The organism is Enterococcus sp. DIV1726a (assembly GCF_051710985.1).
GTDB classification, from domain to species: domain Bacteria; phylum Bacillota; class Bacilli; order Lactobacillales; family Enterococcaceae; genus Enterococcus_B; species Enterococcus_B hirae.
This window is the reverse complement of the sequence record NZ_JBIOLS010000001.1, coordinates 563,641-589,568: the sequence shown is the minus strand read 5'-3', so window position 1 is coordinate 589,568 and position 25,928 is coordinate 563,641. Positions and strand designations below refer to the sequence as shown.

Annotated in this window: 20 protein-coding genes and 1 pseudogene; 4 read left to right on the top strand and 17 right to left on the bottom strand. The window is 35.4% G+C overall.

Annotated features, from left to right (window positions below; all coding sequences use genetic code 11):
* Window positions 1–16: 16 nt before the first annotated feature.
* Window positions 17–1,519: a helix-turn-helix domain-containing protein gene (locus IGJ27_RS02690; protein WP_178306150.1), complete on the top strand. Its 1,503-nt coding sequence runs from the start codon at window positions 17–19 to the stop codon at window positions 1,517–1,519.
* Window positions 1,520–1,851: 332 nt separating this feature from the next.
* On the opposite strand, the gene IGJ27_RS02685 is transcribed toward IGJ27_RS02690, so the two are convergent.
* A complete protein-coding gene (locus tag IGJ27_RS02685; RefSeq protein ID WP_178306151.1) occupies window positions 1,852–3,708 on the bottom strand; it encodes an ABC transporter ATP-binding protein/permease in 1,857 nt (618 codons plus the stop codon).
* Window positions 3,692–5,668, bottom strand: coding sequence for an ABC transporter ATP-binding protein/permease (locus IGJ27_RS02680; RefSeq protein ID WP_178306152.1), 1,977 nt, complete (start codon window positions 5,666–5,668; stop codon window positions 3,692–3,694). Before IGJ27_RS02680 ends, IGJ27_RS02685 begins: the two co-directional genes overlap by 17 nt.
* An 82-nt stretch (window positions 5,669–5,750) precedes the next feature.
* Between IGJ27_RS02680 and IGJ27_RS02675 the strand changes: the two genes are divergently transcribed.
* A complete protein-coding gene (locus tag IGJ27_RS02675; RefSeq protein WP_010719950.1) occupies window positions 5,751–6,581 on the top strand; it encodes a MerR family transcriptional regulator in 831 nt (276 codons plus the stop codon).
* Between the two features lie 409 nt (window positions 6,582–6,990).
* On the opposite strand, the gene aguA is transcribed toward IGJ27_RS02675, so the two are convergent.
* The 3 genes from aguA to ptcA form a co-directional block, all read right to left on the bottom strand.
* A complete protein-coding gene (gene aguA / locus IGJ27_RS02670) occupies window positions 6,991–8,088 on the bottom strand; it encodes an agmatine deiminase (RefSeq protein ID WP_034699699.1) in 1,098 nt (365 codons plus the stop codon).
* A complete protein-coding gene (locus IGJ27_RS02665; protein WP_034866259.1) occupies window positions 8,042–9,460 on the bottom strand; it encodes an APC family permease in 1,419 nt (472 codons plus the stop codon). Before IGJ27_RS02665 ends, aguA begins: the two co-directional genes overlap by 47 nt.
* 236 nt (window positions 9,461–9,696) lie before the next feature.
* Window positions 9,697–10,716, bottom strand: coding sequence for a putrescine carbamoyltransferase (gene ptcA, locus IGJ27_RS02660; RefSeq protein WP_034866258.1), 1,020 nt, complete (start codon window positions 10,714–10,716; stop codon window positions 9,697–9,699).
* Window positions 10,717–10,987: 271 nt separating this feature from the next.
* On the opposite strand from ptcA, the gene IGJ27_RS02655 reads away from it, so the two are divergent.
* Window positions 10,988–11,923, top strand: a complete 936-nt coding sequence (locus tag IGJ27_RS02655; RefSeq protein ID WP_178306153.1) for a response regulator transcription factor — start codon at window positions 10,988–10,990, stop codon at window positions 11,921–11,923.
* Window positions 11,924–12,291: 368 nt separating this feature from the next.
* Here IGJ27_RS02655 and IGJ27_RS02650 read toward each other — a convergent pair whose 3' ends face one another.
* Genes IGJ27_RS02650 through IGJ27_RS02630 form a run of 5 tightly spaced genes read right to left on the bottom strand, consistent with a single transcriptional unit; the run spans window position 12,292 to window position 16,700 of the window.
* Window positions 12,292–12,696 carry a PTS sugar transporter subunit IIA gene (locus IGJ27_RS02650; protein WP_010719955.1) on the bottom strand — a complete coding sequence of 135 codons (405 nt, stop codon included), beginning with the start codon at window positions 12,694–12,696 and terminating at the stop codon, window positions 12,292–12,294.
* A gap of 37 nt (window positions 12,697–12,733) precedes the next feature.
* Window positions 12,734–13,543, bottom strand: a complete 810-nt coding sequence (locus IGJ27_RS02645) for a PTS system mannose/fructose/sorbose family transporter subunit IID (RefSeq protein WP_010719956.1) — start codon at window positions 13,541–13,543, stop codon at window positions 12,734–12,736.
* Complete coding sequence (locus IGJ27_RS02640; RefSeq protein ID WP_010719957.1) at window positions 13,530–14,426, bottom strand: PTS mannose/fructose/sorbose/N-acetylgalactosamine transporter subunit IIC; 897 nt, start codon at window positions 14,424–14,426, stop codon at window positions 13,530–13,532. The genes IGJ27_RS02645 and IGJ27_RS02640 overlap by 14 nt, the downstream gene beginning before the upstream one ends.
* Before the next feature lie 12 nt (window positions 14,427–14,438).
* A complete protein-coding gene (locus tag IGJ27_RS02635; protein ID WP_010719958.1) occupies window positions 14,439–14,918 on the bottom strand; it encodes a PTS system mannose/fructose/N-acetylgalactosamine-transporter subunit IIB in 480 nt (159 codons plus the stop codon).
* Window positions 14,919–14,921: 3 nt separating this feature from the next.
* A complete protein-coding gene (locus IGJ27_RS02630; RefSeq protein ID WP_178306154.1) occupies window positions 14,922–16,700 on the bottom strand; it encodes a glycoside hydrolase family 35 protein in 1,779 nt (592 codons plus the stop codon).
* Between the two features lie 609 nt (window positions 16,701–17,309).
* Between IGJ27_RS02630 and IGJ27_RS02625 the strand changes: the two genes are divergently transcribed.
* Window positions 17,310–17,528 (top strand): hypothetical protein, encoded by a 219-nt coding sequence (locus tag IGJ27_RS02625; protein WP_025480237.1) that lies wholly within the window; start codon window positions 17,310–17,312, stop codon window positions 17,526–17,528.
* Between the two features lie 10 nt (window positions 17,529–17,538).
* Here the strand turns inward: IGJ27_RS02625 and IGJ27_RS02620 are convergent, their stop codons facing one another.
* The 7 genes and pseudogenes from IGJ27_RS02620 to IGJ27_RS02590 form a co-directional block, all read right to left on the bottom strand.
* Entirely contained in the window at window positions 17,539–18,477 is a 939-nt protein-coding gene (locus IGJ27_RS02620; RefSeq protein WP_178306155.1) for a hexose kinase, read from the bottom strand.
* A gap of 11 nt (window positions 18,478–18,488) precedes the next feature.
* Complete coding sequence (lacD, locus tag IGJ27_RS02615) at window positions 18,489–19,496, bottom strand: tagatose-bisphosphate aldolase (RefSeq protein ID WP_178306156.1); 1,008 nt, start codon at window positions 19,494–19,496, stop codon at window positions 18,489–18,491.
* A 22-nt stretch (window positions 19,497–19,518) separates the two neighbouring features.
* On the bottom strand, window positions 19,519–20,691 hold the full coding sequence (gene agaS, locus IGJ27_RS02610) for an SIS domain-containing protein (protein WP_063626617.1): 1,173 nt from the start codon (window positions 20,689–20,691) through the stop codon (window positions 19,519–19,521).
* A gap of 12 nt (window positions 20,692–20,703) precedes the next feature.
* On the bottom strand, window positions 20,704–21,435 hold the full coding sequence (locus IGJ27_RS02605; RefSeq protein WP_010719963.1) for a GntR family transcriptional regulator: 732 nt from the start codon (window positions 21,433–21,435) through the stop codon (window positions 20,704–20,706).
* 254 nt (window positions 21,436–21,689) lie between these two features.
* Window positions 21,690–21,923, bottom strand: a pseudogene (locus tag IGJ27_RS02600) (transposase); the annotation flags it as partial.
* A gap of 299 nt (window positions 21,924–22,222) precedes the next feature.
* Window positions 22,223–25,336, bottom strand: coding sequence for an AAA family ATPase (locus IGJ27_RS02595; RefSeq protein WP_178306157.1), 3,114 nt, complete (start codon window positions 25,334–25,336; stop codon window positions 22,223–22,225).
* Window positions 25,326–25,916: an ABC-three component system middle component 1 gene (locus tag IGJ27_RS02590; protein ID WP_178306158.1), complete on the bottom strand. Its 591-nt coding sequence runs from the start codon at window positions 25,914–25,916 to the stop codon at window positions 25,326–25,328. The genes IGJ27_RS02595 and IGJ27_RS02590 overlap by 11 nt, the downstream gene beginning before the upstream one ends.
* Window positions 25,917–25,928 lie beyond the last annotated feature (12 nt).

The window sequence follows — 25,928 nt, the reverse complement described above, 5'->3', positions numbered from 1 at the left end:
GGTTAGGAGTTTTTTTATGGAAATATTCAATGATTTTTTTGGAAATGATGTCAAAAAAGAAATCGAACTTTTGCATTTTTTATATCATCAAAAGCGCTTTGTAACGATTGAAGAAATGAGCCAAGCCCTCAATATGGATCGGCGTTCGATCTACAAATATTACGATGTCCTAAGCAATCATTCCCTAATGACAGATGAAAGTCGTGAACCAATTTTTCATACAAAACATGGTCTCGGCTATAAATTCACAGGAACCAAAACAGACTATAAAACGGTGATTCGTAAAATATTACAAGAAAATCCTTTTTTCAATTTATTTGAAACTTTATTGTTGGAAAATGAAGTGAATCTAGTCAAATTCGCCTACGAGAATTATTTATCCGAATCTACTGTACGAAAGCGAAGCTATGAACTAGAAACGCTACTACAGCCATTGGGGTTTACCGTAAAAAAAAATAAAGGAACGCTCTATTTAGTCGGTGATGAACCTCGTATTCGCTATTTTATGGTTGCTTTTTTTTGGAAAAATTTTTCTGGTCTTCACTGGCCATTTCCAGGTATTTCTCAACAAAAATGTGAAATGCTCGCCCGACACTTTTATGAAATCAATGAAATTCCTTTCAATGAGATTGAACTAAAAATTACTACTTATGTACTAGCAGTGACGATTATTCGGTTTAGAAAAGGCAAAAAAATAACAGCTGAAATGATCACTTTAGCTCCTGTTCTACCGCCTAAAGACCAAGAAATCTTCCAACAATTGACGGACCAGCATTCATCACTCTTAAAAAAACTGACAGATGAGTTGAGTGAACACTTCTTACTCGAAACAATGGAGAGCCATTTTATTTTCTTGTGGCTACGATCAAATCTGGATCTCACTTTTTCTAAAGAGCAGTTAGCTGATTATTTTGCCATCCAAGAGGAAAACGTTCAAAATCGTTCTTATTTGCAAGCAATCATCCATTTGTTACTGAAAGATACAGACTCTCAACAATTGTCTACCAGAAAAAAGAACTTGATTTTGCGAACGATTCTTTCTGGAATTTTGTCCGTCGAACTATTTGGAGAGACGATCCATACCTTGACCGGCTATAATCTACAGCACTATGTCTCGCAGAATTTTCCCAACCTTTTGATGCGTTCTGAACAATTGTTAGATCAAATTGATCTTTACTCATCCTCAGATAGCAAACGAAAAGGACTTGCGTTACATGTAGCAGTTGCTTGGACCTTGGTTTCACCACCATCCACCTTTATGAAAAAAATCAACCTTAAACTCGAAACAGATTTACCTTTGGCACTTTCTTTAACAATCAAAGAACGTATCGAGTCTTCTTTTCAAAGCTACTACCATCTGGATATTCGCAGCCATTTTGAAAACGAAGACTATGATCTCTGTCTTAGTACCGCTCCTTTAACAGAAAGTTTTGAAACCGTCCCCGTTTTACTGATCAATGCCCAAGTCACATTAGCCGATCTGCTGGCAATCAAACAAGTACTTGAAGAGCTGGTGTAGTAAGAGCAGAAGAAATGGAATGTTCATTATTTGAACTGCGAATAACACTTCTTCGATCATATTTATACTTTTTCAATTCATAAAAATAGCTTAAGATTTGTGGGAAATAAAAGCAAAAAAACTGAGGTTGAGACAAAAGTGTTCAGCATCAAGAAATAAGAAGGAATTTCCGAAAATTGCTTCTCAAATTTTTGGTAAATTTCGGCTTATTTCCGAAGATGCTACTTTTGTATCACCGTTTATTCGTTTTTAGAGATACTAGAAGAGACTGAGACAACTTTTGTCTCAGTCCCAGACTCTTAGTCAGTACTATATTTCTAAAGTTAAAGATCTTATTTTTTTAAAGCCAGACTAGGTGATAGGTTGACCAATCGATAATTAACAAAACCAGTTATGCCAAAAACTAAACCAATATTTACTAACAACAAAAGCAGCCCTAGTTGGAAATTAAACTCTAGATTATAACCAAAGTTCTGGCTATATACAGTATTAAAAATAAGAAGCCATATACTACTAAATAAGATGGATAGTAGACAAAATAGAACGGTTTCTCTTCTCAATATCTTAGAGATATTTCTGGTACTATATCCTAAGCAACTTAGTATACCAACTTCAGAATATCTAGTGATAGAAATTCGATAGATTATAATAAAACTAACAGAGATAAATAGGAGTAAAAGTAAATTGGATAATATGGTGAACAACTTTATAGTATCAGCAAAACTATTTTTAAAAGCACGAATGTCTTTTTCCTTAGTGTATATATCGTACCCCTTACTTTTCAGCAGGCGATGAATTTTGGGAATGTCCTCAAAATTTTTCACACTAAACGCTATAGCAGAAGCCTCACCTTTAGCTACTTCTTTATAAATTTTCTTTTCCAGCTTCGTACTCATTGTAAAGTTATCAAAAGTATCGTTTGAGATACCACTCACTTTCATTTTTATTTTATGTTTTTGTCCCTCCTTATCAAAGTATTCAAAGTCAACGTACTTTCCAACTAATTGATTAATATTCTTACTCAAAGACGAGGCAACACTTAAAGATAGACTGATTTCATTCCTATTATCTTTAGGCATGTCCCCATAAATCATCGAAAGATTGGAAGAAATCAACGTTGGCGATTTAGTATCTAAGTGTTTATTCTTATGATCATATTTAAGATGAATATTTTGAAGATTATATTGGTAATACACATCCTTAACGTTTGGTAATGTTTGTAAATAAGTAAGCCCTTCAGATAAAGGCTTTTTTGAAAAAGCAATTGATCCTTTACTATAGTAATCATTTTTTTCTTTAAATGACTGTATTTCATTTTTTATTGTATTTTTTATTCCTAACGTTGAAATAAAAGAGACCGTTCCTAATGAAATCAATACGATAGCAAGTAAATTTTTTAAAAAATGTATTCTAAAATTCCTGATTGCTATCCAAAAAAGTAATTTTGAGTTGAGTTTTGGGACAATCTCTTTAGCTTTTTTCGCTGTGAAAGTCTGACTTTCTTTACTATAGTCTAATTCATATCGCTCTTTTTCTTTAACTATTTCTATTGTATGATTTTTTAAACAGACTATTTCATCGGCGTACTTTGAAACTTTTTCACTATGCGTAATAACAATCACGGTTCGATTCCTTGCCAACCTTTTTAGTATCTTCATCACACCATCACTATTTAATTCATCTAAAGCAGCCGTTGGTTCATCTGCAAGAATTATTTTAGGATCGTTCATTAAGGCTCTCGCTATAGATGCTCTTTGTTTTTGACCACCGCTTAACTCATGGACCATTTGATTTGCCTTGTTTTTTAAACCGAGTTCCGTTAATAAATTCAATGCTTTTTCGATTTTCTCTTCTTTCGTTAGTTCAGAGTCTAAATGTGCCCCCATTATGACATTTTCAAGTACTGTATATCCATTTAAGAGATGATAATCTTGAAAAATAAATCCCACATTGTTGAATCTATAATTAGACAAGTTTTTATTCGAGAAATTTTTTTCCTTAAAACATAAATTTTCAATTTCCCCATCATAATCTACATCTAAGCCTGCTATTAAATTTAATAATGTTGATTTACCAGCTCCACTATTCCCTAATACACAAGTTAACGTACCATCTTTAAATCGATAATTGGCATGTAATAGTATATCCAAATCTTTGTACTTTTTACTGACATTATTTAAGTAAATCATTCGAATCACCTTGTTTCATTTTATGAGTAGGATTAGTTTTAAGAAATAATAAGTAGGATAGGAAACTGATTATTATTGATTGGACAAATGGTAGCAACAATACCAAAACTAAGTTATTAGTAGATACTATATATATACTAAATAATTTTTGACTTAAAAGACTAAGCATTGGGAAAGTTATCAGAAATAGAAGAGAAGACATTATTCCAAGTATAAAGTATTCTGAAATGATTAAACTTAAAATATTTTTATTACTGAAACCATTGAATTTGAAAAAACGAAATTCACTTTTCTTTATATAAAAATTGAACAAAGCCAGAACAATACTAATTGTTAGTGACAATACAAAGAATATCAAACTGATGGTAACCCCTTGCTCCTCATTTTTCTTTCTCAATCGGAGCATGTCTTCAATCATGCTAAAATCTCCAGAAGGTTGTAAACCTGCTTGTTGTAGTTTATTCACGATAGGTAAAATATCATCTAATGTTTTTGCTCTTACGTTATAACTTATCGATTTCTCAATGCCTGCTTGTTGGCGCATTTTTTTGATAGCTTCTACACTAAACAACAACGGGCCATCCGTTAGTTTCCCGTCACGTCTTCCTAAAGTGCTGGTAATTGCTCCACCTTTAGGATTATTTTCAATGACTCCCACTACTTTTACATCATTTAATGAGACCTTTGATCCTGTAATCTCGTTGCTTCCAATCTTTGGATTTACGTCTATAAGCCCTGTCATATTTAAGTTTTTTCCGATTACGTCGGTGGGTTTTAGACCTAGTAAATCCAGTAACCGTTTAGGAACAGCCACTTCTATTTCTCCAATTGAAGGATATCTTCCAGCTATCAATTTCGTAATTGCAGGCAAGTTAAAGCTATCCTTCACTTCATAATTTTTAATCAAATCTCCTACGTTTAGTTTCAAATCACCCACTATTTCCAAGGGTGCCACAAAATCTACTCTGGGATCATCTTTTAATAAATCTACTGCTCCTGAAGTATCTTGTTTTAGAGAACCAGAAGGACCACCACCTGTCGATTCTTTTGACAAAGAAATATCTTTGATCGTCTCTCCTCTTTCTTTAACGAGACGGCTAAAATTATCATCTTGTTTTTCTTTTATTTCCCCACTCAAATTAATCAACATAAAAAAGGAAGAAAGTATGAGTAAAATAATCGTTAATATAGAATATATGGATGCGCCTTTTAGAATGTTAAAAGATTGAGAAATACAATTTTTTAAAGATAAATAAGGAGGTTTATTCAATCGATTGTTTTTCCCGTCATCTTTTGAGTGTTGTTTACTTTGCCCTACTAATTTTAGTTGTCCTTGCTCCATGCTATAGACATTTGCGTCTTTTTCAATTAAACCTTTATCATGAGTGACTATTATCACTATTCTTTCTTTAGCGATTTTTTTTAGCTCCGTCATGATTTTATTAGCAGCTAAAAGATCTAATGCTTTAGTTGGTTCATCTGCTATGATTATTTCTGGATCTTTTACTAATGCTCTAGCTATCGCTACTCGTTGTTTTTGTCCGCCAGATAATTTTGTCACTTTCATTTTAGCTAATCCAGATATTCCTAGTTCCTCTAATACCTTTGCTACTTTCATTTTTCGTTCTGCTTTATTTAAGTTCGATAGGCTTAGAACTAAATCAATGTTACATTCTACACTTAAGTATTCTATCAATTGGTAATCTTGCCAGATAAAACCGATTGAATTGTAATAATAGTCGGATAGTTCTTTTTTCGTAAAACGTTTCATCGACTGATTGTTAAAATAAACATCTCCTTCAAAATTTTGATCCATACCACTAATGATATTTAATAGCGTTGTCTTCCCACTACCCGATGGACCGTAAATAAAATTGAGGCCTTTTTGGAAATCTCCTGATAAATGATTCAATACTATTTCATTTCCAAATACTTTTTTTATTTCGATTAAACTTAACATAAGAATCTCCTTTTATAACGAATTTGGGTTATTGCTCTGCTAGAATAAACTGTAACGTTACGTTATATTCAAGGAGGTAATTATGAATAATTATTTAACAATCAGTGAATTTGCAAAATACGTCAATTTAAGTAGAAGAACCTTAATTTATTATGATCAAATTGATTTATTCAAACCAAAAAAAATATCTACTCATGGTTATAGATATTATACTTGTGACCAATGCTTTGAATTAGACGTTATACTAACCTTGAAATTTCTTGATGTACCTTTAGAACAGATTAAATATTTTCTCGATAATCGAAACATGGATGACACGCTGACAGAATTTAAAAAGCGAAAAGAAATTTTAGATGAAAAAATCAATGACTTAAAACATATGCAGACGTTTTTAGAAAATTATATCGATCGGTATACAACATTGAAAAATATAAATTTTGATATAATTACTCATTCTTATAGAGAAGAAGAATCTTTTATTTGTTCTGATTTAATGCATTCTCATTACTACGACTCCATCGATTCTTTATCTAGTTATAGTGATTTTTATTTATCCTTAGATCAAAAAGATTTATTTAATGGCTATCCTATAAATTTTTTAGTAGAAGATTCTATTTTTTCTGACATTCAAAAAACTCCTTTTAGGTCACTAATTAAAATAAACAAGGAACAAAGTCATCTTTACGACGCAGAGAAAATTATAACCAGATCGAATGGAACATATGTCTCTTTCTTCATAGAGGATTCCAATTATAATAAGCAAGAAATCAATCAGAAACTACTGAACTATTTTCAAAAAAATAAATTTATTCCAGAAAGATTTTTTTGGAAAATATTATGGCAAGATGAAATTACTACCACGATTCCTGAAAAACGTGTATTTGAAATCTTGATACCTGTAAAAAAGAATTAATTGTTTACTGAAACTAAGAAAGTTCCTTATTTCCCCTTCTTAAAACAACCTCTTAAAAATGATTCAATTTGTATATATATGCATTATTGTTTTAAAATATACTTAAAAGGTACCTAGGAGATTTTTATGGGCTTGGGAAAACTATGAAAAGATCTCACCCACATCTGGCTTCCTCTAATGGTTGAATCACCAAGCTGATCGTCAGCTAATGATAGTTAATGAAACAAAAAAAAGAGATTGGGACAAAAGTTGTCTCAGTCTCTTCTAGTATCTCTAAAAACGAATAAACGGCCGTCATTGATCAGGTCAGTAATCGAATTTGCTGCTTTGGGCTTTGGTCAATTGTTCATGAGCAGCGTCGCCTAAAATTCCACCCAATGCGATGACAATTTTTGAGATAAGCCTCCACCTATCTTTGCGGTTGTTGTTGTGTGATACAGTGAATATTTCCACCACCGTATACGATCTCAACTGTATTTACGCCTACGACTTCTTTATCTGGAAAGAATTCTGCTATTTCCTCAAGTGCCAGCGCATCATTTTTATCTCCATACTGAGGAACGATCACACCGTTGTTCGTGATCAGAAAATTCATATAAGAAGCAATACAAATGTCGCCATCTTCACGTGGCATCGTTCCTTCTACGTAATCGATCTTGAAATCCCCATTGATCGTGACATTCTCTACTGGGCAACAAAGCTTATGAACTTTTAATTTGCGACCTTTGGCATCGGTCATTTCATTCAAACGCTTGTAAGCAGCTTGAGCCGCTTCATAAAATGGGCTGTTTTGATCTTCAGTATAGATACAAGCCACTTCTCCGGGACGAACAAAACATGCCACATCATCCACATGCCCATTGGTTTCTTCCGGATCGATCCCGTCACCTAACCAAAGTACTTTCTCACAGTTTAAGTAGTCACATAATTTTTGTTCGATCTCTTCTTTTGTCATATGAGGATTCCGACCTTCACTCAATAAACACATCTCAGTCGTTAAAACAGTGCCTTCTCCATCAACATGAAAGGAGCCCCCTTCTAAAATAAAATCCTCCGTTCGATACGAATCCACGTGCTCGATTTCACAGATCTTTTGTGCAATCAAATCGTCTTGATCCCAAGGGAAATACAAGCCATCGACTAATCCGCCCCAAGCATTGAATCCCCAGTCATTGCCTCGTAATTCACCATTGTCGTTGATGACAAAGCTAGGACCACAGTCACGAATCCAAGCATCGTTGTTCGACATTTCATAGACAGTGATGTCGGCAGGCAATTGACGACGGCAGTTTTGATATTGCTGTTGCGACACGACCACATTCATTGGCGTGAATTTGCTGATCGCTTTTGCAACTTCGGCAAATGCTTCTTGAGCCGGTTTGCCTCCATCACGCCAGTTATCCGGACGCTCTGGCCAAATCATCCATACTTTCTCTTGTGGTTCAAACTCTCCAGGCATTCTAAACCCGTCTTGTTTCGGTGTGGTCTTTTCGATTCGCTTTGCCATGATACAGCACTCCTTCTTTTTTGATTTTTTTGATCCAGATAATGATTTCACCAACGAGGGCAAATATAATTGCTCCAATCGTGATTGGTAATTGCTGACTCAGCGATTCAGCATCAAACTGCAAAGGAATCGCTGTGAAAATCAATGAGATCACGATCATGATCATCGGTAGTGCGACTAATACCTTCAAGAACAAGTCGCTGCCGCTCACCTTGAAAGGTCGAGGTGTTTCTGGATCGATTTTGCGCAATTTATAAAACGCAGGAAAAACAGGTACATATGATAGTAGGAACATTACTAGGTTCAACGAGAAAAATGCCCAAAATAAATCTTGATTTGGTAAAATTGGTGCGATGATGACAACGATAGAAGCAACAATACCATTCATAATCGCCGCACCAGTAGGCATGCCGTTTTTTTTGCTGCGTTTGGCAAATACTTTCGGCATATCGTCATTTTCGGCTGCATAACAAGCAGTATTGTTAACCCCTAACGACCAAGAAATCATATTGCCAAACAATGTCAGTAAGAATAAAAAGGCCATCGAAATAATGAACCAGCCGCCTGTTGATCCTGTCAATAACTTAAAACTATCCATCAATCCACTGCCTGTACTAATCTGATCCGTAGGAATTGCTACACCGATCCCGAATGCAGAAAAAATGTAAATGGCTGCAATCACCAGTCCACCGGCAATGATCGATTGAGGGATTTGCTTTTTAGGATTTTCCATATCATTCGCGAATGTACAAATCACTTCGAATCCTAATAAGTTAAAAATGATTACTGAAATAAAGGACAAACTATTTAAATTGAAACTTGGCAGCATGGAAGAAAGAGTAAACTCATTCGCCACACCTTTAGTAAGCGCAGTATAGAGACCTAAGCCACCGATCAAGATTGCCAGCAGCATTTTGATGACAGCTGCTCCATTCAAAATCCACACGCTGTCACTGACCGGATAAAAACTAATCCAAACGATGATCCATATAAAGATCAGTTCGATCACGATAGCAGCAGCTGTTGAAAATTCGCTGCCTGTGATCGTCATCAATAAATCAGGGCAGACTACTGCTAGAGAAGCTAACCACAGGGGATAATTGATCCAGTAATACCAAGAAACGCGAGATCCCCAGCGATGTCCGAAGGCTTGTGTCACCCAATCATAGATACCGCCATCACCGATGTAAGTTGTTCCTAACTCTGACGAGATCAATCCATAGGGCAAAAGGAATGCAATCAATAAAAAGATCCACCAAAAAAATTGTGAATTTCCGATTGCTGCTACCGGTGCAGCCGCTTCTGCCACAAATACAACACAAATAACAGATAATATAGCACTCATCAAACTAAATTTTTTCTTTTCTCCCATTGTTTTCTTCCTTTCCGGTACAAGGGAATAAGGTTGGACCAACGATTGAACGATTCTTGCAACCAGCGGACTCATCTCACATGAATCCTGGTGTGGCATAAAAGCTGCATTAATGTGAGATCAAGATTCTGCTAGAAAGAATCGATTTTCAGATCGTTAGCCCCTCCTCTAGAACAGAGACAATCCTCACGCATCGTCATGATACGCAGATTATTTCCTTTCCTCATCTCTTGCGTCTAAAATGTTTCACCTAGCAAAGCTTCCAAGTCTTTTTTAGCCGCTGCTTTTTTGGTCTCATCGATTGGATTTTTTTCCGCATAATCCCGCATCAAGTACACTAAGAGACCGCGAATCGAAGTCAACCGATTTTCTGCTTCATCAAAACAGATCGAGTTCGGTCCATCCATGACTTCATCTGTGACTTCTTCCCCACGAGTGGCAGGCAAGCAGTGCATAAATTTCGCTTGTTCCCCAGCACGTTTCATCAGGTCCGTATTCACTTGGTATTTAGGATAAAAAATACGCATGCGTTCCTCTTCTGATAGTTCAGCTTCATACAGTCCATACCAGACGTCTGTATAAACAAAATCCGAACCTTCAATAACATCGATTTGATCGGATATCGTATAGGAGCCGCCAGAATCTTTGCAAATTGCGTCTAGTCGGGCGCGATGGTCTTCGTTTAACTGGAACCCTTCTGGTCCAAATTGAACGAATTCCATTCCCATTTTTGTTGCAATCAATCCTAAAGAGAAACAGACTTGTGTGGCATCTCCAATAAAGGAAACCTTGCAGTCTTCAATTTTTTTGCCTGCTGGAAGATGTTCGATCATGGTGCAAAGATCGCCAATTTCTTGCGTTGGGTGGTTGAAGTCAGACATCCCGTTAATAACTGGGATCGTGGCATTCGTTGCTAAGTCATACACACTATGATGACGTTCCACACGAGCCATCAAAATATCAACTAAACGAGAAAGAACTCGGCTCGTGTCTTCTATCGTTTCATGACCACCCAATTGAATTTGCCCTGGTGCTAGATATTCTGCGTGCCCCCCTAATTGTGTCATTGCTGTTTCAAACGAAACCCGCGTTCTGGTAGAAGACTGTTGGAAGATCATCCCTAACACTTTGTTCTTTAGCAAAGGAGGATAAAAACCATTCTTGATGGCCGCTTTGATTTTCAATGACAGGTCAACAATTTGTTGGATCTCTTCCTTCGTGTAATTTTCAGTTGTAATAAAATCTTTTTTTCCCATAATGAAACCCCCTAAGTAATTTGTTTGCTTTGCATCTTCACTTTAGGAAAAAAAGTGAGAGTTTACGATAAGCTATTGGTTGTAAACGTTATCATTGTCGATCTATACGTGCTACAGGCTGGTTTATTTTTGGATATAAACCATTTATTTTCCAAGGGTTTACAAAAGTTTAGAAGGAAGTTTATAGGAATTAAAAGTAAAGATAAAAAAATCGGTGTTATAATTAAAATAAGAAATTTGAGGTAAGGAAAAAAATGAAAGGGGATTCAATATGATAGCTATTTTTGTTTACAACATTCTATTGATCATTCTATATTCAATCACGATGACTTTTGCTATTTATGCTTATTTAAAAGAAAAAAACAACTTATTTCTCTGGATCAGTTTGTATTTGGCATTCTTCATTTTTGATAACACGATTATTTATATGACGGAGTTCCTCAATTCCTTTGCACAAAGTTATGATCAAGCATTTATGAGTGCGCCAGCAGTTAAAACGATTATTTTTATGGGAAACGCCTTTTTTTCCATTTCTATTCTTGCCGAACTACAAAAAGAAAAACTTTCCCCTCTCCATTATGCTTTACTGCTTGCTTTGGCTGTTTGGATGATTACCATCCCACTGATGGATAATTCAGCCTTTAAAGTCTGGCTCTATTATCTGGGCAATCAACTCTTCCTGTTTTACCTAGGAATTTATTGTTGGCGAGGAACAAAAAAGGATGTACCTTTGCTGAACAAACACTATTTAAAGCAATTGATGTTCATCAATCTCTTCTTTAGTATTTTGATCATTATTGAAGATAGTTTCGTGATTTTCAATGTCGATCAATATAGCTCTTTAGTGACAAAAATTTATAATCGTAGTGTCTCAGAGGATATTTTTTCGATTGTTATATGTGTTTTATTACTGCACTTCTTTATCAAAAAATATCAACCTCAGAAAGAAAAAACACAAAATCAAGACACCTCTCTCTTGATTCAAGACTTTTGTCAGGTTCACCAGTTTACTCAACGAGAAACGGAAATTTTTGTATTGCTACTGTCACATCGAACCAATCAGGAAATTGCTGACCTGCTCTTTCTTTCATTAGGAACGGTTAAAACTCATGTCCACAATATTTTTATTAAACTTGACATAAAAAAGCGCACGCAAATTATCCCCCTTTTTGAAAAGTATAAAGAAGCTATTGAGTCAACCGTTTAAAAAAGTCCTGGAAGTATCCCTTCCAAGTTCTCAGTCTGTAGACGAGTCTGGGACATTAATCAGAAAAAATCTAATTAATGTCCCACTTTTTTATGAGGTTAATCATAAAATAAAAAAATGGAGAATGAGACAAAAGCGGCATCTTCAAAAAATTTTGATGCTGAACACTTTTTTCTCAATCTTTCACCAATCATTCTAGAATTTCTCTTTACCAACATCATTTGACAAAGGGTCTCTTTTTTGTCCAAAATTTTGAACAAAACTAGATAAAAAGACATTCCAAACTCAAATTACAAGTTTGAAATGTCTTTTATCTATAGTATGATCAGAGAAATATTTCTTTGGCTTCATCACTCATATATTTTATCTTACTCATCTTCATCATCGTCATCACTGAAAATCCGTCCATTCACATAACAAATGTTACTTGTAGCAGATTCGATTAATGAAAGTTCTGTTCCAATTAATTGACTGTTAATGAAGTCAATGACCATTGGCATGTTCATGCCTGCGTATAAGTCAATTACTTGACCCTCGAGAATTATTTTTGAAACTACATTACACGGAGTGCCACCCATTAAATCTGCTAATACTACGAAATCATCTAAATTGGCAATTACTGTTTCAAACTTTTCACGAAAATCTTCCGCTGATTCAGAAGGAAGAAGACTTACTGTGTGAATACTTTCCTGAGGTCCCATTATCATTTCTGTACTTTTTTTCAATTCTTCACAGAAAAGTCCATGACTAATTAAAACTAATTGTTTTCCCATTAAACCACTCCTCATCACTAATTGGAATCAGCCTGACTTATTTTGAAATCACGCCTAAAGCTGATAATGCTACACAAACCACTAATACTATGAAAATTGCCTTAGTAGAAGTCATATTCTTTTTGCCAAGCATCCAATAAATTGCTGCAACGATACCGGCTGGTAATAATCGTGGTAAAATCATATCCAGGTTGTTTTGCATGTTTAACGTCACATCACCAATACTTGGTGCCCAAGACAATTTTACATTAATCATGGTAGCGACCAACGCTCCAACCATGAAGACCCCTAACAAAGTTGCAGCATCTGTCAAGGCAGTTAAGCGATGTTGCATCGTGGTAACTAAAGAGATTCCTTCACGATAAGCAAATTCTAATTGTTTCCAACGGAAAATCATAACAGCGATTTGTGCGATAATCCAAATAAAAATTCCAGTTGGGTTGCCATTAATTGCCATATTGGCTGCTAAGGCTCCAAAAATTGTTGGAATTAACGCTGCGAAAATCGAATCACCAATTGCTGCAAAAGGCCCCATCAACCCAGCTTTTAAACCTGAGACAGTGTCTTTACCATCAATACCTTCCTTTTCCTCAATAGCCAAGTCAATCCCGGTAACGATAGTATTGAAGAAGTTTGATGTATTAAAGAATTGTGTATGAGTTTTCATCATTTCTTTTAATTCAGGAGAATTATCACCATAAAGCTTGCGTAATTGCGGCAGAATTGTATAAAGATAGCCTGATCCTTGCATCCGTTCATAGTTCCAGCCTAATTGGAAAGTAAACAAGCTTCTGCGATTGATCTGCTTAAAGTCTTCCTTCGTTAACTTATAATTAGATTTCGTCATCTTCAATCTCTCCTTCATCTGAATCATTCGATGTAACATCTTTAGGGGCTGGCGAATGTGGTATCAGCTGTCCATTTTTGTAACTGATGGCTGCTAAAGAAAAACCAACTAGTGCAATTGCTAACATTGGAAGTGAATTAAATATTCCTTCGAAATTCTTCACAACTCCTGCAACACCCGTTCCTAAAACCTGCATGTTAGTAAAGACGGTTCCTAGTAATGCCGTTAACGTAAATCCTAAAATTAGGTAAGGGAAATGCTTTTTAACTGGCAAGTAACGTAGTAGAATAGCAAAACCGACAGCTGGTAAAACTGCTCCAGCTACTGATAATCCATCGCCTAACCACTTCAAATCACCATTTAGCACGGCTACCACTTGTTCTACTAGTCCTCCTCCAAATGCTAATGCTAGAAAAACGGGAATCATACGAGAAAGTGACCAAGAGAGGGCTCCCATTAAGAAATTACGTTCGATCCCTTTATAGTTCATATCTTCAACTAATTTATCAATGCGATGCGCAAAATACGTATTCGCAAAACGGGCTAATATATCTAATTGAATCATCAAGCTAGCTACTGGTACCGCAATTACGGCAATTGCTTGCTCTGGGTTCATTCCTAGCGCTACTGAGAAAGCTGTCGCTAAAATCGTTCCAGAGTTGGCATCAATTTTTGATGCACCCCCAAAAGTACCAACACCAAGTACAGTCAATTGCATACTACCACCAATAATAAGTCCTGCTTTTAGATCCCCCATCACTAGACCAGCAAATAATCCGGCAAAAACGGGTGCACTCAGCGATGAATAAATTTGTAACTCATCTAAAATTTGATACCCTGCGTATAATGTTAATAATAAGATCTGCCACCATAAGATATCCATTTATTTATCCTCCTATTTCGCTAATAAAGCCATAAAATTTTCTGCTTTATCACTTGGAACCATCTGCGCTACTAAGCGAACACCTTTAGCCTGTAATTTGTTAAATACTTCTACATCTTGATCAACCACATTGATTGATTTAGTAATGGACCGTGTTTCATTCGTCTGTGACATATTCCCAACATTAATTTCTTCAATTGGGACTCCTAATTCTACCAACTTCAATAAACGATCCGGCTCCCGAGCAATAATCAATAATCTTTGAGAATCATATTTTCCTGCTAAAATATTATTAGCAGCTTTTTCAATCGGCAATACACTTAATTTAACTCCTGGTGGAGTTGCCAGCTTTAATCCACTTTTTTCAATATCATTTTTTGCAACTTCATCATCTACAACCATAATCCGTGTGATGTTCAACTTGGTTGTCCATAAGTTGGCTACTTGTCCATGAATTAAACGTCCATCAATTCTTACTCCGATAATACTCATTGTTTATCCTTCTTTCATTTCTTTATATAGTGGTGCTTTTACTAATTGAATCTCTGGTTGGAAAGTTCCTTCTGTTTCAAAAATCACTATTTCATTGTTTCCTTTTTTAAATAAGCTTTTCGGAATATATAGCGAAAGTGTTGGCCCAACTTCCCAAAAACGTCCAATATTAGTCTGATTAACAAATACGACACCTTTCCCAAATTTTGATAGATCAATGAAGCTATCCTCCACTTCATCAAGTGTTACTTCATAGCGATAAAAACTTGGCTGGTTAGGATGCCATTCCTTTGAAAAATCAACCTTCTCACATGACTCTAGTGGTAAACAATACTGATTCCAATCAGTGATAAAATGTAGATCAGCCATGACCCCTGTACGAATTCCCTTTTTTTGTGTATCGGCTAATAATTTATGACCATAATTAACACGCCCCATATTTTCAATTAGAATATCTAATTGATTGATTTCCTGAGGCATTGGAACAATGATATCTTCACCAATTTCTGTCTGATATTGTGTAGCTTGCAGTTTTTGATTTAAAAATAGTTGGCTACGGTCTCTTCCATCGATTACTCTCAGTCTTTCATGTTCTGCATCTTTTTTTATTGAGGTGCGATACAGAATATAACCTGTATTTTGTCCTAACATTTCCATCGTTTCTGGATATTTCATTTTTACTGATTGACTAATTGTATCTAATGTTGAAAATAAACTGACTTTATCAATTAATGGAATATCTTTCATTTCCATTGTGTCTTTTGTCAAAGGTTCCATTTGTTGGATATCAGGGAACGTTTCATGAATCATTGTCTGGATTGCATAATATTTTTCGGTTGGATTTCCTTGCTCGTCTAAGGGTGCTCCGTAATCATAAGAAGTAATCTGTGGCAAATCAATCACTCCTCTAGCTGAGCAACCATTCATAAATCCAAAATTTGTTCCTCCATGGAACATATACAGGTTAATACTTCCTCTCAGCACGACCTCTTTGATTGCCTCAGCTAATTCTTTTGCATCACGTTGTACAATCGGTTCCTTCCAACGATTAAACCAACCATCCCAAAATTCCATACACATTAAAGGCCATTTTTTCCCATGCTCATTGAAGAAAGCTTCCATTGAAGAAAAATTTTCTTCAGCCTTTGAACCAAAATTTCCAGTAACTAAAATATCTTCATCAATCATGCTGCCTGCTCTGAGTGTCGCTCGCCATGGTCCATCCGAAGTGAAAAATGGCACTGTTATTCCTCTGTCCAACATTAAATCACGTATCGAACGTAAATAGTCTTTTTCTTCTCCATAAGAACCGTATTCATTCTCAATTTGTATCATTAAAATATTTCCACCATTTGTCAGCTGATGCGGCACGATTTTTTTTATTAAAACATCGTAATAATCTGCCACATGGTTCAAATAAACGGTTTCATTTGTTCGGATCCGAGTTCCCTCATTAAGTAGCCAAGCAGGAAAACCACCAAACTCCCATTCTGCACAAATATATGGAGATGGTCTAACAATCGCGTATAGTCCTAATTCCTCAGCAATGGACAAAAAATGTTCTAAGTCCAAAATTCCCTCAAAATGGAAATCTCCTTTTTTAGGTTCATGTAGATTCCAAGGTACATAAGTTTCAACTGTATTAAATCCCAATGCTTTCAGATTATATAACGAGTGATACCAATCGGCTGAATCCACTCTAAAATAGTGGATAGCTCCTGAGAGTATCTTAAAGGGCTTACCGTTTAGAAGAAAATCTTCTTTAATCTCAAATGTGTTCAAAAGCTCCCTCCTTCAATAAAAGCGTTTTCAATATATTGATATATCAAATAATTTGAAATAGAAAGTCAACCCTATCCAACATAACAGAACGTGTTAAAATCAAATTATACATACAAAACCAAAGACTCTAACGAAAAGTTTAATTCTTTGATGTTGTTTGAAGGGTTAATTTAGACATCCCAAAATGGCAATAAACTTTATACAGAAGCAGAATTAATATAAATTTTTAACGTCAGCTCTATTACAGTCATTCGCTCCCTGAATGAATAAAGGATGGATTGGATTCATAATTCGTCATCAAGGTCGTGACTCATTTGTTTCACGTAAAGAAAAACTGGTCTAGTTTTCTGACATTGAATTATTCACTATCAGTAATGATCAAGTCCAAGTTTTATCAATCGCTCGAGGGAATGATCCACACTATTTAAACAAGCTTGAACTGCCAGCCTTAGCATTTTATGATTGCATCAGACATTTACGAAAAACTAAAAAACTGCATATATCTATCAGCAAACTTATTTGCCCGAACAATATGTGGATCCTAATTCTCAAGAATTGTGTTATTACAATTTCAGCTGTCAGCGCTTTAAACAAGACTACAATATCCACATGAATGAGGAAGATTTTACGGAAACAAATAAAATTATATTTCCAACTCCTTTAAATGTTGCGAAATTATTAAAGATTCTTACCGATGAAACGACCGTTCTGCAAGTCCGAGTGACGAAACTTAGAGATTCACAACAACTACTGGAGTACGTTGAATCCTACAAAAATGGAACTTCTACCAAATTGAGTTGGTCTCAAAAAATCATTGATTTTATCTAGATCGATTTTTTCACTCAATCTTTTTTACAGTTATTTTTTCAATATGCGATTGAATATTCACCGGTGAAACATGACCTGTTTGTCCTTCTTGTGCATTAGCCATACCAGTAGCCATACAAAACTTCAAAAGTTCTATTTCATCCATTTCTTGTGATAGGCCGTAGGCAAATCCAGCGACTGTAGCATCTCCTGAACCAACTGGGTTGACTGCTTTTATCGTAGGGAGCGTAACTCGATAAAAACAATCTTTATGTTTTGCGAGAGCACCATCTTTTCCTAGAGAAACAATGATCCATTCAATACCTGTGAAGATAGGTTGAATCAATTCTTCCTGGACTTCTTCTAATCGATCAATCGAAAATGAATGTCCCAGTAGTGTCGATAATTCCTCAAGATTTGGTTTGATTAAAAATGGCTTCTGTTTGCCAGCTAAAACCTGATGCAAGCTTTCTCCAGAGGTGTCGACAAGAACCTTTGCAGACTGCTCTTCTGTCAATTGGACCAACGTTTGGTAAAAATTTGATGGCAATCCTTTTGCAAGACTACCTGAGATTGTGACAATCTTTGCTTTTTTTATTAGCTCCTTGAAGTTTTCTAGGAAATTCTGCTGTTCTTCATAGGAAACTGTTGGTCCCGCTTCCAAAATCTCAGTTTGATTTCCTTCATGCAAAATAGCGATTGAATCTCGGCTTTCTTCTTTGATATCTGTAAATTTCTGCTTAATACCGGCATGCTTTAATTCATCTGCAATAAACGCCCCATGATACCCACCGAGAACTCCTGTAGCGAGTACATCCCCCTTTAGATCATGGATTACTCGGGTTACATTAAGTCCTTTTCCACCTGCTGTTTTACTAACTTGATCTGTTCGATTGACAGTATCCACATTCAAGGAAGCAAGCGGATAGGAAATATCAATTGACGGGTTCATCGTTACAGTTACTATCACGAGCTCTCCTCCTAGTTCACAGCTGCTTCTTTTTCAACTTGGACTTTGTCATACCAAGAACTGGCTGTTTGTGCCAAAACGTTGTTCAAGCTTTCGATATTTTCACGACCTTCACTTTTCAGCCAGGCACGAGCAGATTCCTCACCAGATTTGATAAACGGCTTCACACCATTTTTCCAAGTAGCTCTACCACAAAGCACACCATTAAAGGTCGAACCTGAATCTTCAGCAAAAAACAATGTTTGTTGGAATAGCTTCGTAGAAACACCGGCACTCAAGAAAATAAAAGGCAAATCTGTCGCTTGACTTTGTTCCAAGAAGTACTTTGCCGCCTCCTCTTTGGTATACGCTACTTCATCTGTACTGAAACCCTCTACAAAATTCATATTGACAGGAACTTCTACCTTTAAAACATCTACTTTGTACTGTGGTTTCGAAAATTCCTTCATCATGCTATTGACTTTATGCGGTTTTACTTTGGCATATTCAAGTGAATGAACATCTGAAATTTGAGTATCATATGATAGCAATTCTAAATAGAATGGCAAATCTTCTTCGGCACACTCGCTACCTAAACGTTCTACGAAGACATGCTTCTGATGATTGATTTCCGGATCTTCATCTACGTCATAATAAAGTAGAAACTTAATCGAATCGGCTCCTTGCTCTTTTAATCGTAAAACTGACCAATCTGCTAATAAATCAGGCAAGCGTCCCGGTGTTGTTACATCATAGCCGGTTTTTTCATAGGCCAACAACAAACCAGCATCTTCATGTCGTGCACTTGCAGCAGGAAGACCATATTCTGGGTCCAATAAAATAGAAGATGCATAAGGGGTTAATTCACTAGAAACTAACTCCTTGAAACGCTCAATCTGTTCATCATTTAATTCTACATTTAAGGCTTTGATCATTTTTTTTAATGCTCCGCGTTGATCAATCGCTAAGGCACTGATAATACCATCTTTTGTCGATAAACGATCCATTGCTGCTTTTTTTCCTCTGGTTAATGTAATCATGGTTCTTCCTCCCAGTTTATTTTTACTTATATTTGTGAATCGTTACACCTTTTACAACTCGGTTAACTGTTCCTGTTGGTGACGGTGTATCTGGTTTATTATTCACTTTAATCGATGATAACAAAGCAACTATTTGGGCAACCATGATATAGCTTAGTGCTAAATAGCCATCTGGCAGTAATTCGGCCTCAGTTGTAAACTCGAATTTATCGCCAGTGAAATTCCGTTGCCCTGGTTGAGTAATGGCGAACACTCCGGAAGCGATTTCATCTCCACGCACTTCTTCTAAGACATCCAAGTCGTAATCACGCGTGTAAGGATTATTATTAACAAAACCGAACATGATTGTTTTTTGATTAATAAACGACTTTGGACCATGGCGAAAGCCCATTGATGAATCAAAGATGGTAGCAATTTTTCCGGCTGTCAATTCCAGAATCTTCAATTGCGCTTCCCTTGTTAATCCAGCTAGACTTCCTGAACCAACATAAACAATGCGTTCAAAATCAAGCTGAACGATTTTTTCAATTTCATTTACTCGGGTAATTACTTCATTTCCTAAATTACTTAAAACCTTCAGGTATTGTTGTTTCTTCACTAATACTGTTTGATCGAATGTCAACAAAGCTCCTAAAGTCATGCAGGAAAAGCTACCAGTCATAGCAAAGCCACTATCATTCGAACGTGCTGGCATCAAGAATAAAAAACTATTGGAATCGGATTGACTAATTTGAGCTAGTTTTCCTTCTACAGCACACGTAATTGATAAATGATAGATCGTATCAACCACCTGATTTGCAATTTCAACTGCTGCCAAGCTTTCAGGACTGTTTCCACTCCTCGCAAATGATACAAGTAAAGTTGGTTCTTCTTTAATTAAATACTCTTCAGGTTCTGCGACAATATCAGTCGTTCCAATACTTTCAAAGCTAAATGCTTGGCGATCACCGTTCTTGCGCAAATAAGGAACTAATGTGTCTCCTACATATTGAGATGTTCCTGCACCAGTGAAGATTACACGTGTTCGCTGACCATTTGCCTTTTCTTTAACTATTGCAAGAAAATTATCTAATTCCTTTTGAACTGTTTGATAGTGATCAAGGGTTTCTTCCCAAAGTTCCGGCTGTTGGCGTATTTCGCGAGTCGTGATCTCAGCACCCAGCTGATCCAGTTTTTCTTTTCCTACTGTAAACATGTTTCGATTCTCCTAACTATTTCGAATATGGCGGATCTGATAATGAAATTGATCCGCACGGGCGACACTTAAAGTAAATTCGATAATTTCATTTTTCATATTATAGGTTTGACGTGCTAAATGAAGGACAGGTGCTCCTTCTGAGATTATCAGCTGTTTCGCATCTTCCTTTGAGGCAACACTTGCATATAGCTCTTCATCTGCCAATCGAACGGTCTGATTAAAATCCTCGGAAAAAAGATCATATAGAGGTTTGCTTCTTAAAAGCTGATCATTTAATGATAAGAAAAATTTGACTGGCAAATAGGTATCTTCGATCATAAGCGGTTCCCGATCAGCTATCCGCAATCGACTTAATTTGAAGACTACTTCTCCTAATGAAAGATTCAATTGTTTTGCAATAAATTTGTCCGCTTCAATTTTTTCAAAAGCTAAGATCCGCGTCTCAGCAGTTCTACCTAAACTTTTCATTTGTTCAGTAAAGCTATAGGTTCCTGCTAAATCTGCTACGTTCTTTTTGATATCGGATACAAATGTTCCTTTTCCATGTCTCCGATAAATATAACCTGTATTTTCCAACTCTTTCAAAGCTAATCGAACCGTTGTCCGACTAACTCCGTATTGAGCAGTTAATTCTCGTTCAGAGGGTAATTTATCATGGGGTATCATGTTACTTTCCATCTGATTTTTAAGTAAATCTACCAACTGATGATACAAAGCTTTGTTTTTAAAAGAATTTCCCATAGGTTTCTCCTTCTTTTAAACTGGTTATAACCACAAACTAATGGTAAGATGGTTTTTTTATTTTTGTCAACAAACAATCTGGAAAAAATTCTACAACCGTCTTAAATCGTTGATTTAGCAATGATTATTTTATTGAAATAATAAAACTATCCATTTTTAAGAAATTGTTCCTAGCGAAAATAACAGTCATAAGTGCTGAAATCTGATACCAGTTGAAAAAAATAGGAAATAAAAACCTACTAATCTGAGTATCTTTATTTGCTTAAAAAAGTTTTACCGTGACGAATCAAGATTCGCCGTTTGAAATGATAAAAATTTCGTTTAAATACTTTGATAGGCTTGTTTAAACATCCTAGTGGTCCATTTGAGTAATTGTAGCAGAAGGCATTTCGGATCTGTGTCAGAAACTTTCTAAATGTTCGCAAAGTTGTCGTATAGGTTTCGATTTCTCTGGTTAAATAGCCCCAAAATAGTGAATAATGTCTTTTCTATACCGTTTAAATCATAAAAAATGTTGGCGAATTTCGCCAATATCAAAAAATGTAGAGCCTAAAAAAGCTTCTGCTTTCGTATAGATAGTACAACTCTCCATCCAATCTATATATTCTTCCTATCTGTATTTAATCTAGAAAAAAAGAATCAATCCCTTATTCGTTGGGATTGATTCTCTATCCGTCTCTTTTTTAACTTCTGTAGGCAATTTTTGTTTTATACTCTGAATCTTTCAGCTAACCTCAGCTCTCATCAAAGAGCTCCCTTATTCACTTTTTCTGACTAACTAAATTTGTTACAACTGATTCTCTGTATAATTCATTTCGATAAAACTGGCATTATGGTAATTGGCATCTAATTTTCTCTGACATAAGTCAAAAAACTGGCGATTATGGGTGGAAAAGATGATCTGTGTTCCTAGCTTAAATGCAAGGATTCTTAATAGATCAATAAAGGATAATTCATTAAGACTATCTAAGTGTTGGATTGGATCATCCATGAAAATCGTATTCACTTTGTCTGTATTCTCTAGAGCGGTTCCTAGAAAAATACTTAAAGACAATATATTTACTTGGGCAGAACTTAGATATAAAATCGGGGCATCCTCTTCGTCCTCTGTTCGTTTGCACATAATATCCAGTCCTAATTTATCGGGATTTGCTTCATTGATTTTAAAACTAATCTTACGAAAATCAGGGTGAGGTTCGATCATTTGAAAAATCTGATTGACGGTATCTAAGTTAAATGTACTTTTGATTTGCTTTTTGATCTCGGTTAATTTACTGTCTTTTAATTCTTTTAGTTCTTGTACTTTGCTACTTAAGTGGTCATAGATTTTTTTTACTTTTGCTTGTTCGCTTCTTTTCTCTTCGATACCTGTTTCAGAGATAAAATCACTGGTAAGCCCAGATAGTTGACCCAACAGTTGATTTTTTTCATTTAATTTGTAAATAGCTGTAGTCAACTTTTGCTTATTTTTTTCCAATTCTTCTGGTGCAATGATTACTTGGTCAAACAGTTGATAAGATATCTTTTCGATATATTTCCTCCGTACAACGAGCTGCCGAATCTGCTCTGCTTGGATTCGTTGTTCTTCTACTAATTCTGTTTTACTTTTCCCATTTACTTGTTCTAGTCGTTGTTCTTTTTCAGCAATAAGCTTGGTTTCTTGTTCATTGATTTTTTCTAACTCGCGTTTACATTGCCTTTTAAAATCAGAGATAACAGAAATACCAAGCGCTTCATAAAACGCCTGTTCTTGCTGATAATATTGATACTGTTCGTTTCCTTTTAGATCATTTAAGCTTTTTTTCGCTTGTTGATAATGTAATTCGATCGTTTTGAGCGTATGAGTATTCTTGACATTCAGCTGTTCATTTTGATTGATTTTTTCTTTGATATTTTGGTACTCATTCGTTAATTTTACCAATTCCTCCTGTAGTGACTTTACTCTTTTCTGGGTTTCTTCAGCAATTTTTTCACAGTCAATCCCATATTTTTGGCTGTATTCATTTAACTTGTGCCAGTGTTTCTCATTGGTTAAATACGCTTCTTCTTGTTGTTTTAATTTTAAGGTTACTTGTAACAGGTCGTGGTCAAGTTGGTTGATTTCAGTTTCCTTAATCGTTATTTGTATCTGAATCTGTTGTTTTACTCCAGAAACTACATCAGTTAACCGCCTAGTTGATTCATCGATCATTCCTTCTAAGTGGCTGATTTCCTTCGTCAGTTGCTCAATCGGTAAAAGATCTGCCGTACTAGCTTCAATTTTTTGGATGATATGTTGAAATTCTTGATGATCATGGAGACATAATGGACAGACAGACGAAGACGTATCCGTTACGATAGAATAACCTAATTTTTTCAACTGTTCTAACTGACTGCCCAGAACTTCTAAAGAGGAACGTTCCTTCTTCTTTTGTGCTAAATCAACTTCCAATTTTTTTCTTTCTTGCCAAATGTCATCAAGTTGGCTTATCTGTTCCAACAAAAATGAATAATCAGGTTCTTTTGAGTAGTCTTTTTGGCTTAACTGATGATCGTCTAAGTTTAGTAATGAAAACAATTTTGTCAACGTTAGCTTTATCTTACCTAACTTGGCTTCCAACCCTATTTTTTTCTTTTTCTGTTGTTTGATTTCATGATCAAGTAATTGTCTTTTCGCTTTAACATCGGAATAACTGTTTAATTCTTTGATTTCTGTTAATTGATTCGTCCGCAACGCTCGTTTATTTTGACACTCACTTAATGTTACTTCTTGCTCTTGATGCTCCTTTTGTAAAGTAATCAATGCTTGTTCACATTTTTTTCGTTGATTGATCCATTCATTGATTTCTCTATTACTGTTTTGTTCAGCCATTTCTAGTGCCTGAAAATCTGCTTCATGATTGATAAGAAAGTTACAACGCTTGAGATGGTTGCTCAAGTCTATTTTTTCGTCAAACAGTGCTTTCTTTTTTTCTTCGATTGTCTCAATTTCTGTCAAATGGGCTAACTTTTCGTTGACATCAGCAACCTGCTTTTCAGACCATTCGATCTGCTGCGGTATTTGTCGATACTCTTGGGTCATTGTGATTAAATTTTCTAGCTGTTGTCGCTCCTCTTCAAACTGGTTCAATTTTATTTGATTATTGCTTTTTAATTTGTTCGATTCGATATACAATTCTTGTAAACCTAATTGATTCTTTAACAATGGATCTTTTTTACTATTCTTTCCGTTTAACTTGGCATAATTTTCTTTTAGCTGGTTGATTGTTTGCCATATTTTTGCATTACTTTCGAGTTTTTCAATCTCTTTTGTTAGCTGATTCATTTTAGTTTCTTGTTGTCCTAATGCTTTATTCATTTCATTGACGAATAAGACTAGATTTTTATAATCCTCAGATACATTTTCTTTGTCCCAAAAATTACTTAAAGCATCATATCTTCCTTCGGCACTCTGTGATCGCAAAAAAGCATCGATTTGATTGTGTGTCAATAAATTTTTTTGTCGTAAAATCTTTAATTCTTTCGCTGTTAAATCAACCGTTTTTTTGGTCTCATTCCCTTCAACGTAATCCGTTGTTTGCTTTCCATTTAACTTTTTCGTTGTTAATGCATAAAAACCGCCATCATCAAATGCTAGTTCCACACTGCCCACTTCGGCTGAGGAATATTTGTTCTTTAAAATATACTTTCGCTCTTGGGAGGCGATATCACGGACATTTTTATTTTCATTCAGTCGACTGATTTCGCCAGTCAAGCTCCATTCGATGGCATCAAAAAAAGAGGTTTTTCCGGTTCCATTTGGCGCATACAAAACAATCAAATTTGATATTTCATTAAAAACAGGATTCACACAATCAAAATATTTTTGCCTTTCAAATGCTCGAAACGAATCAATTTTTATCCCTTTCAATTTAAGACTCATCGGTTCCTTCCTTTACGTTAAGATTTGACAGCTCATGTTTTATATACTCTTGTATTCGTGCTTTTTTCTCTTTTTTAGCCATCGTTTTTAATTCTGCTAACAAATGGATGATTTTCTCATCATTTTGCCGCTCATCCTTAGCCAGTTTCTTTACTGGTTTTGTCTGTTCCAGATTCAATAATAATCTTTCTTGAATTTTATTTTTTTGTGCTTCTTTTTGTGCTTCTTTTTGCACATCATTAGTAGCAAATTCTCGAAAATTATCCACGATCACCTTTCTGGTTGCATACTTATCTTGTTCAATACTGGCTTTGATTGGCTTCGCTACTTTAGCTTTGACAAAAAGAAAAAAATAAATATTCCATCGTTCAATCTTCCTTTTTAATTGACTTTGAAAACTGTAGGCAATCTGATCGTTGATTTCTTCATAGTTGGCTAATAACTCATCTTGATTATCAAATACATAACAAAAAAAATGGAGTCGATACTTTTTGTTTGCTTGTTGGTACGTGTAACAGGTCAATCCCGTCGTTTTTTCTATTATTTCATACGTAGTGATTTCTTTTAATATCTCTACCATTGTTATCTACCT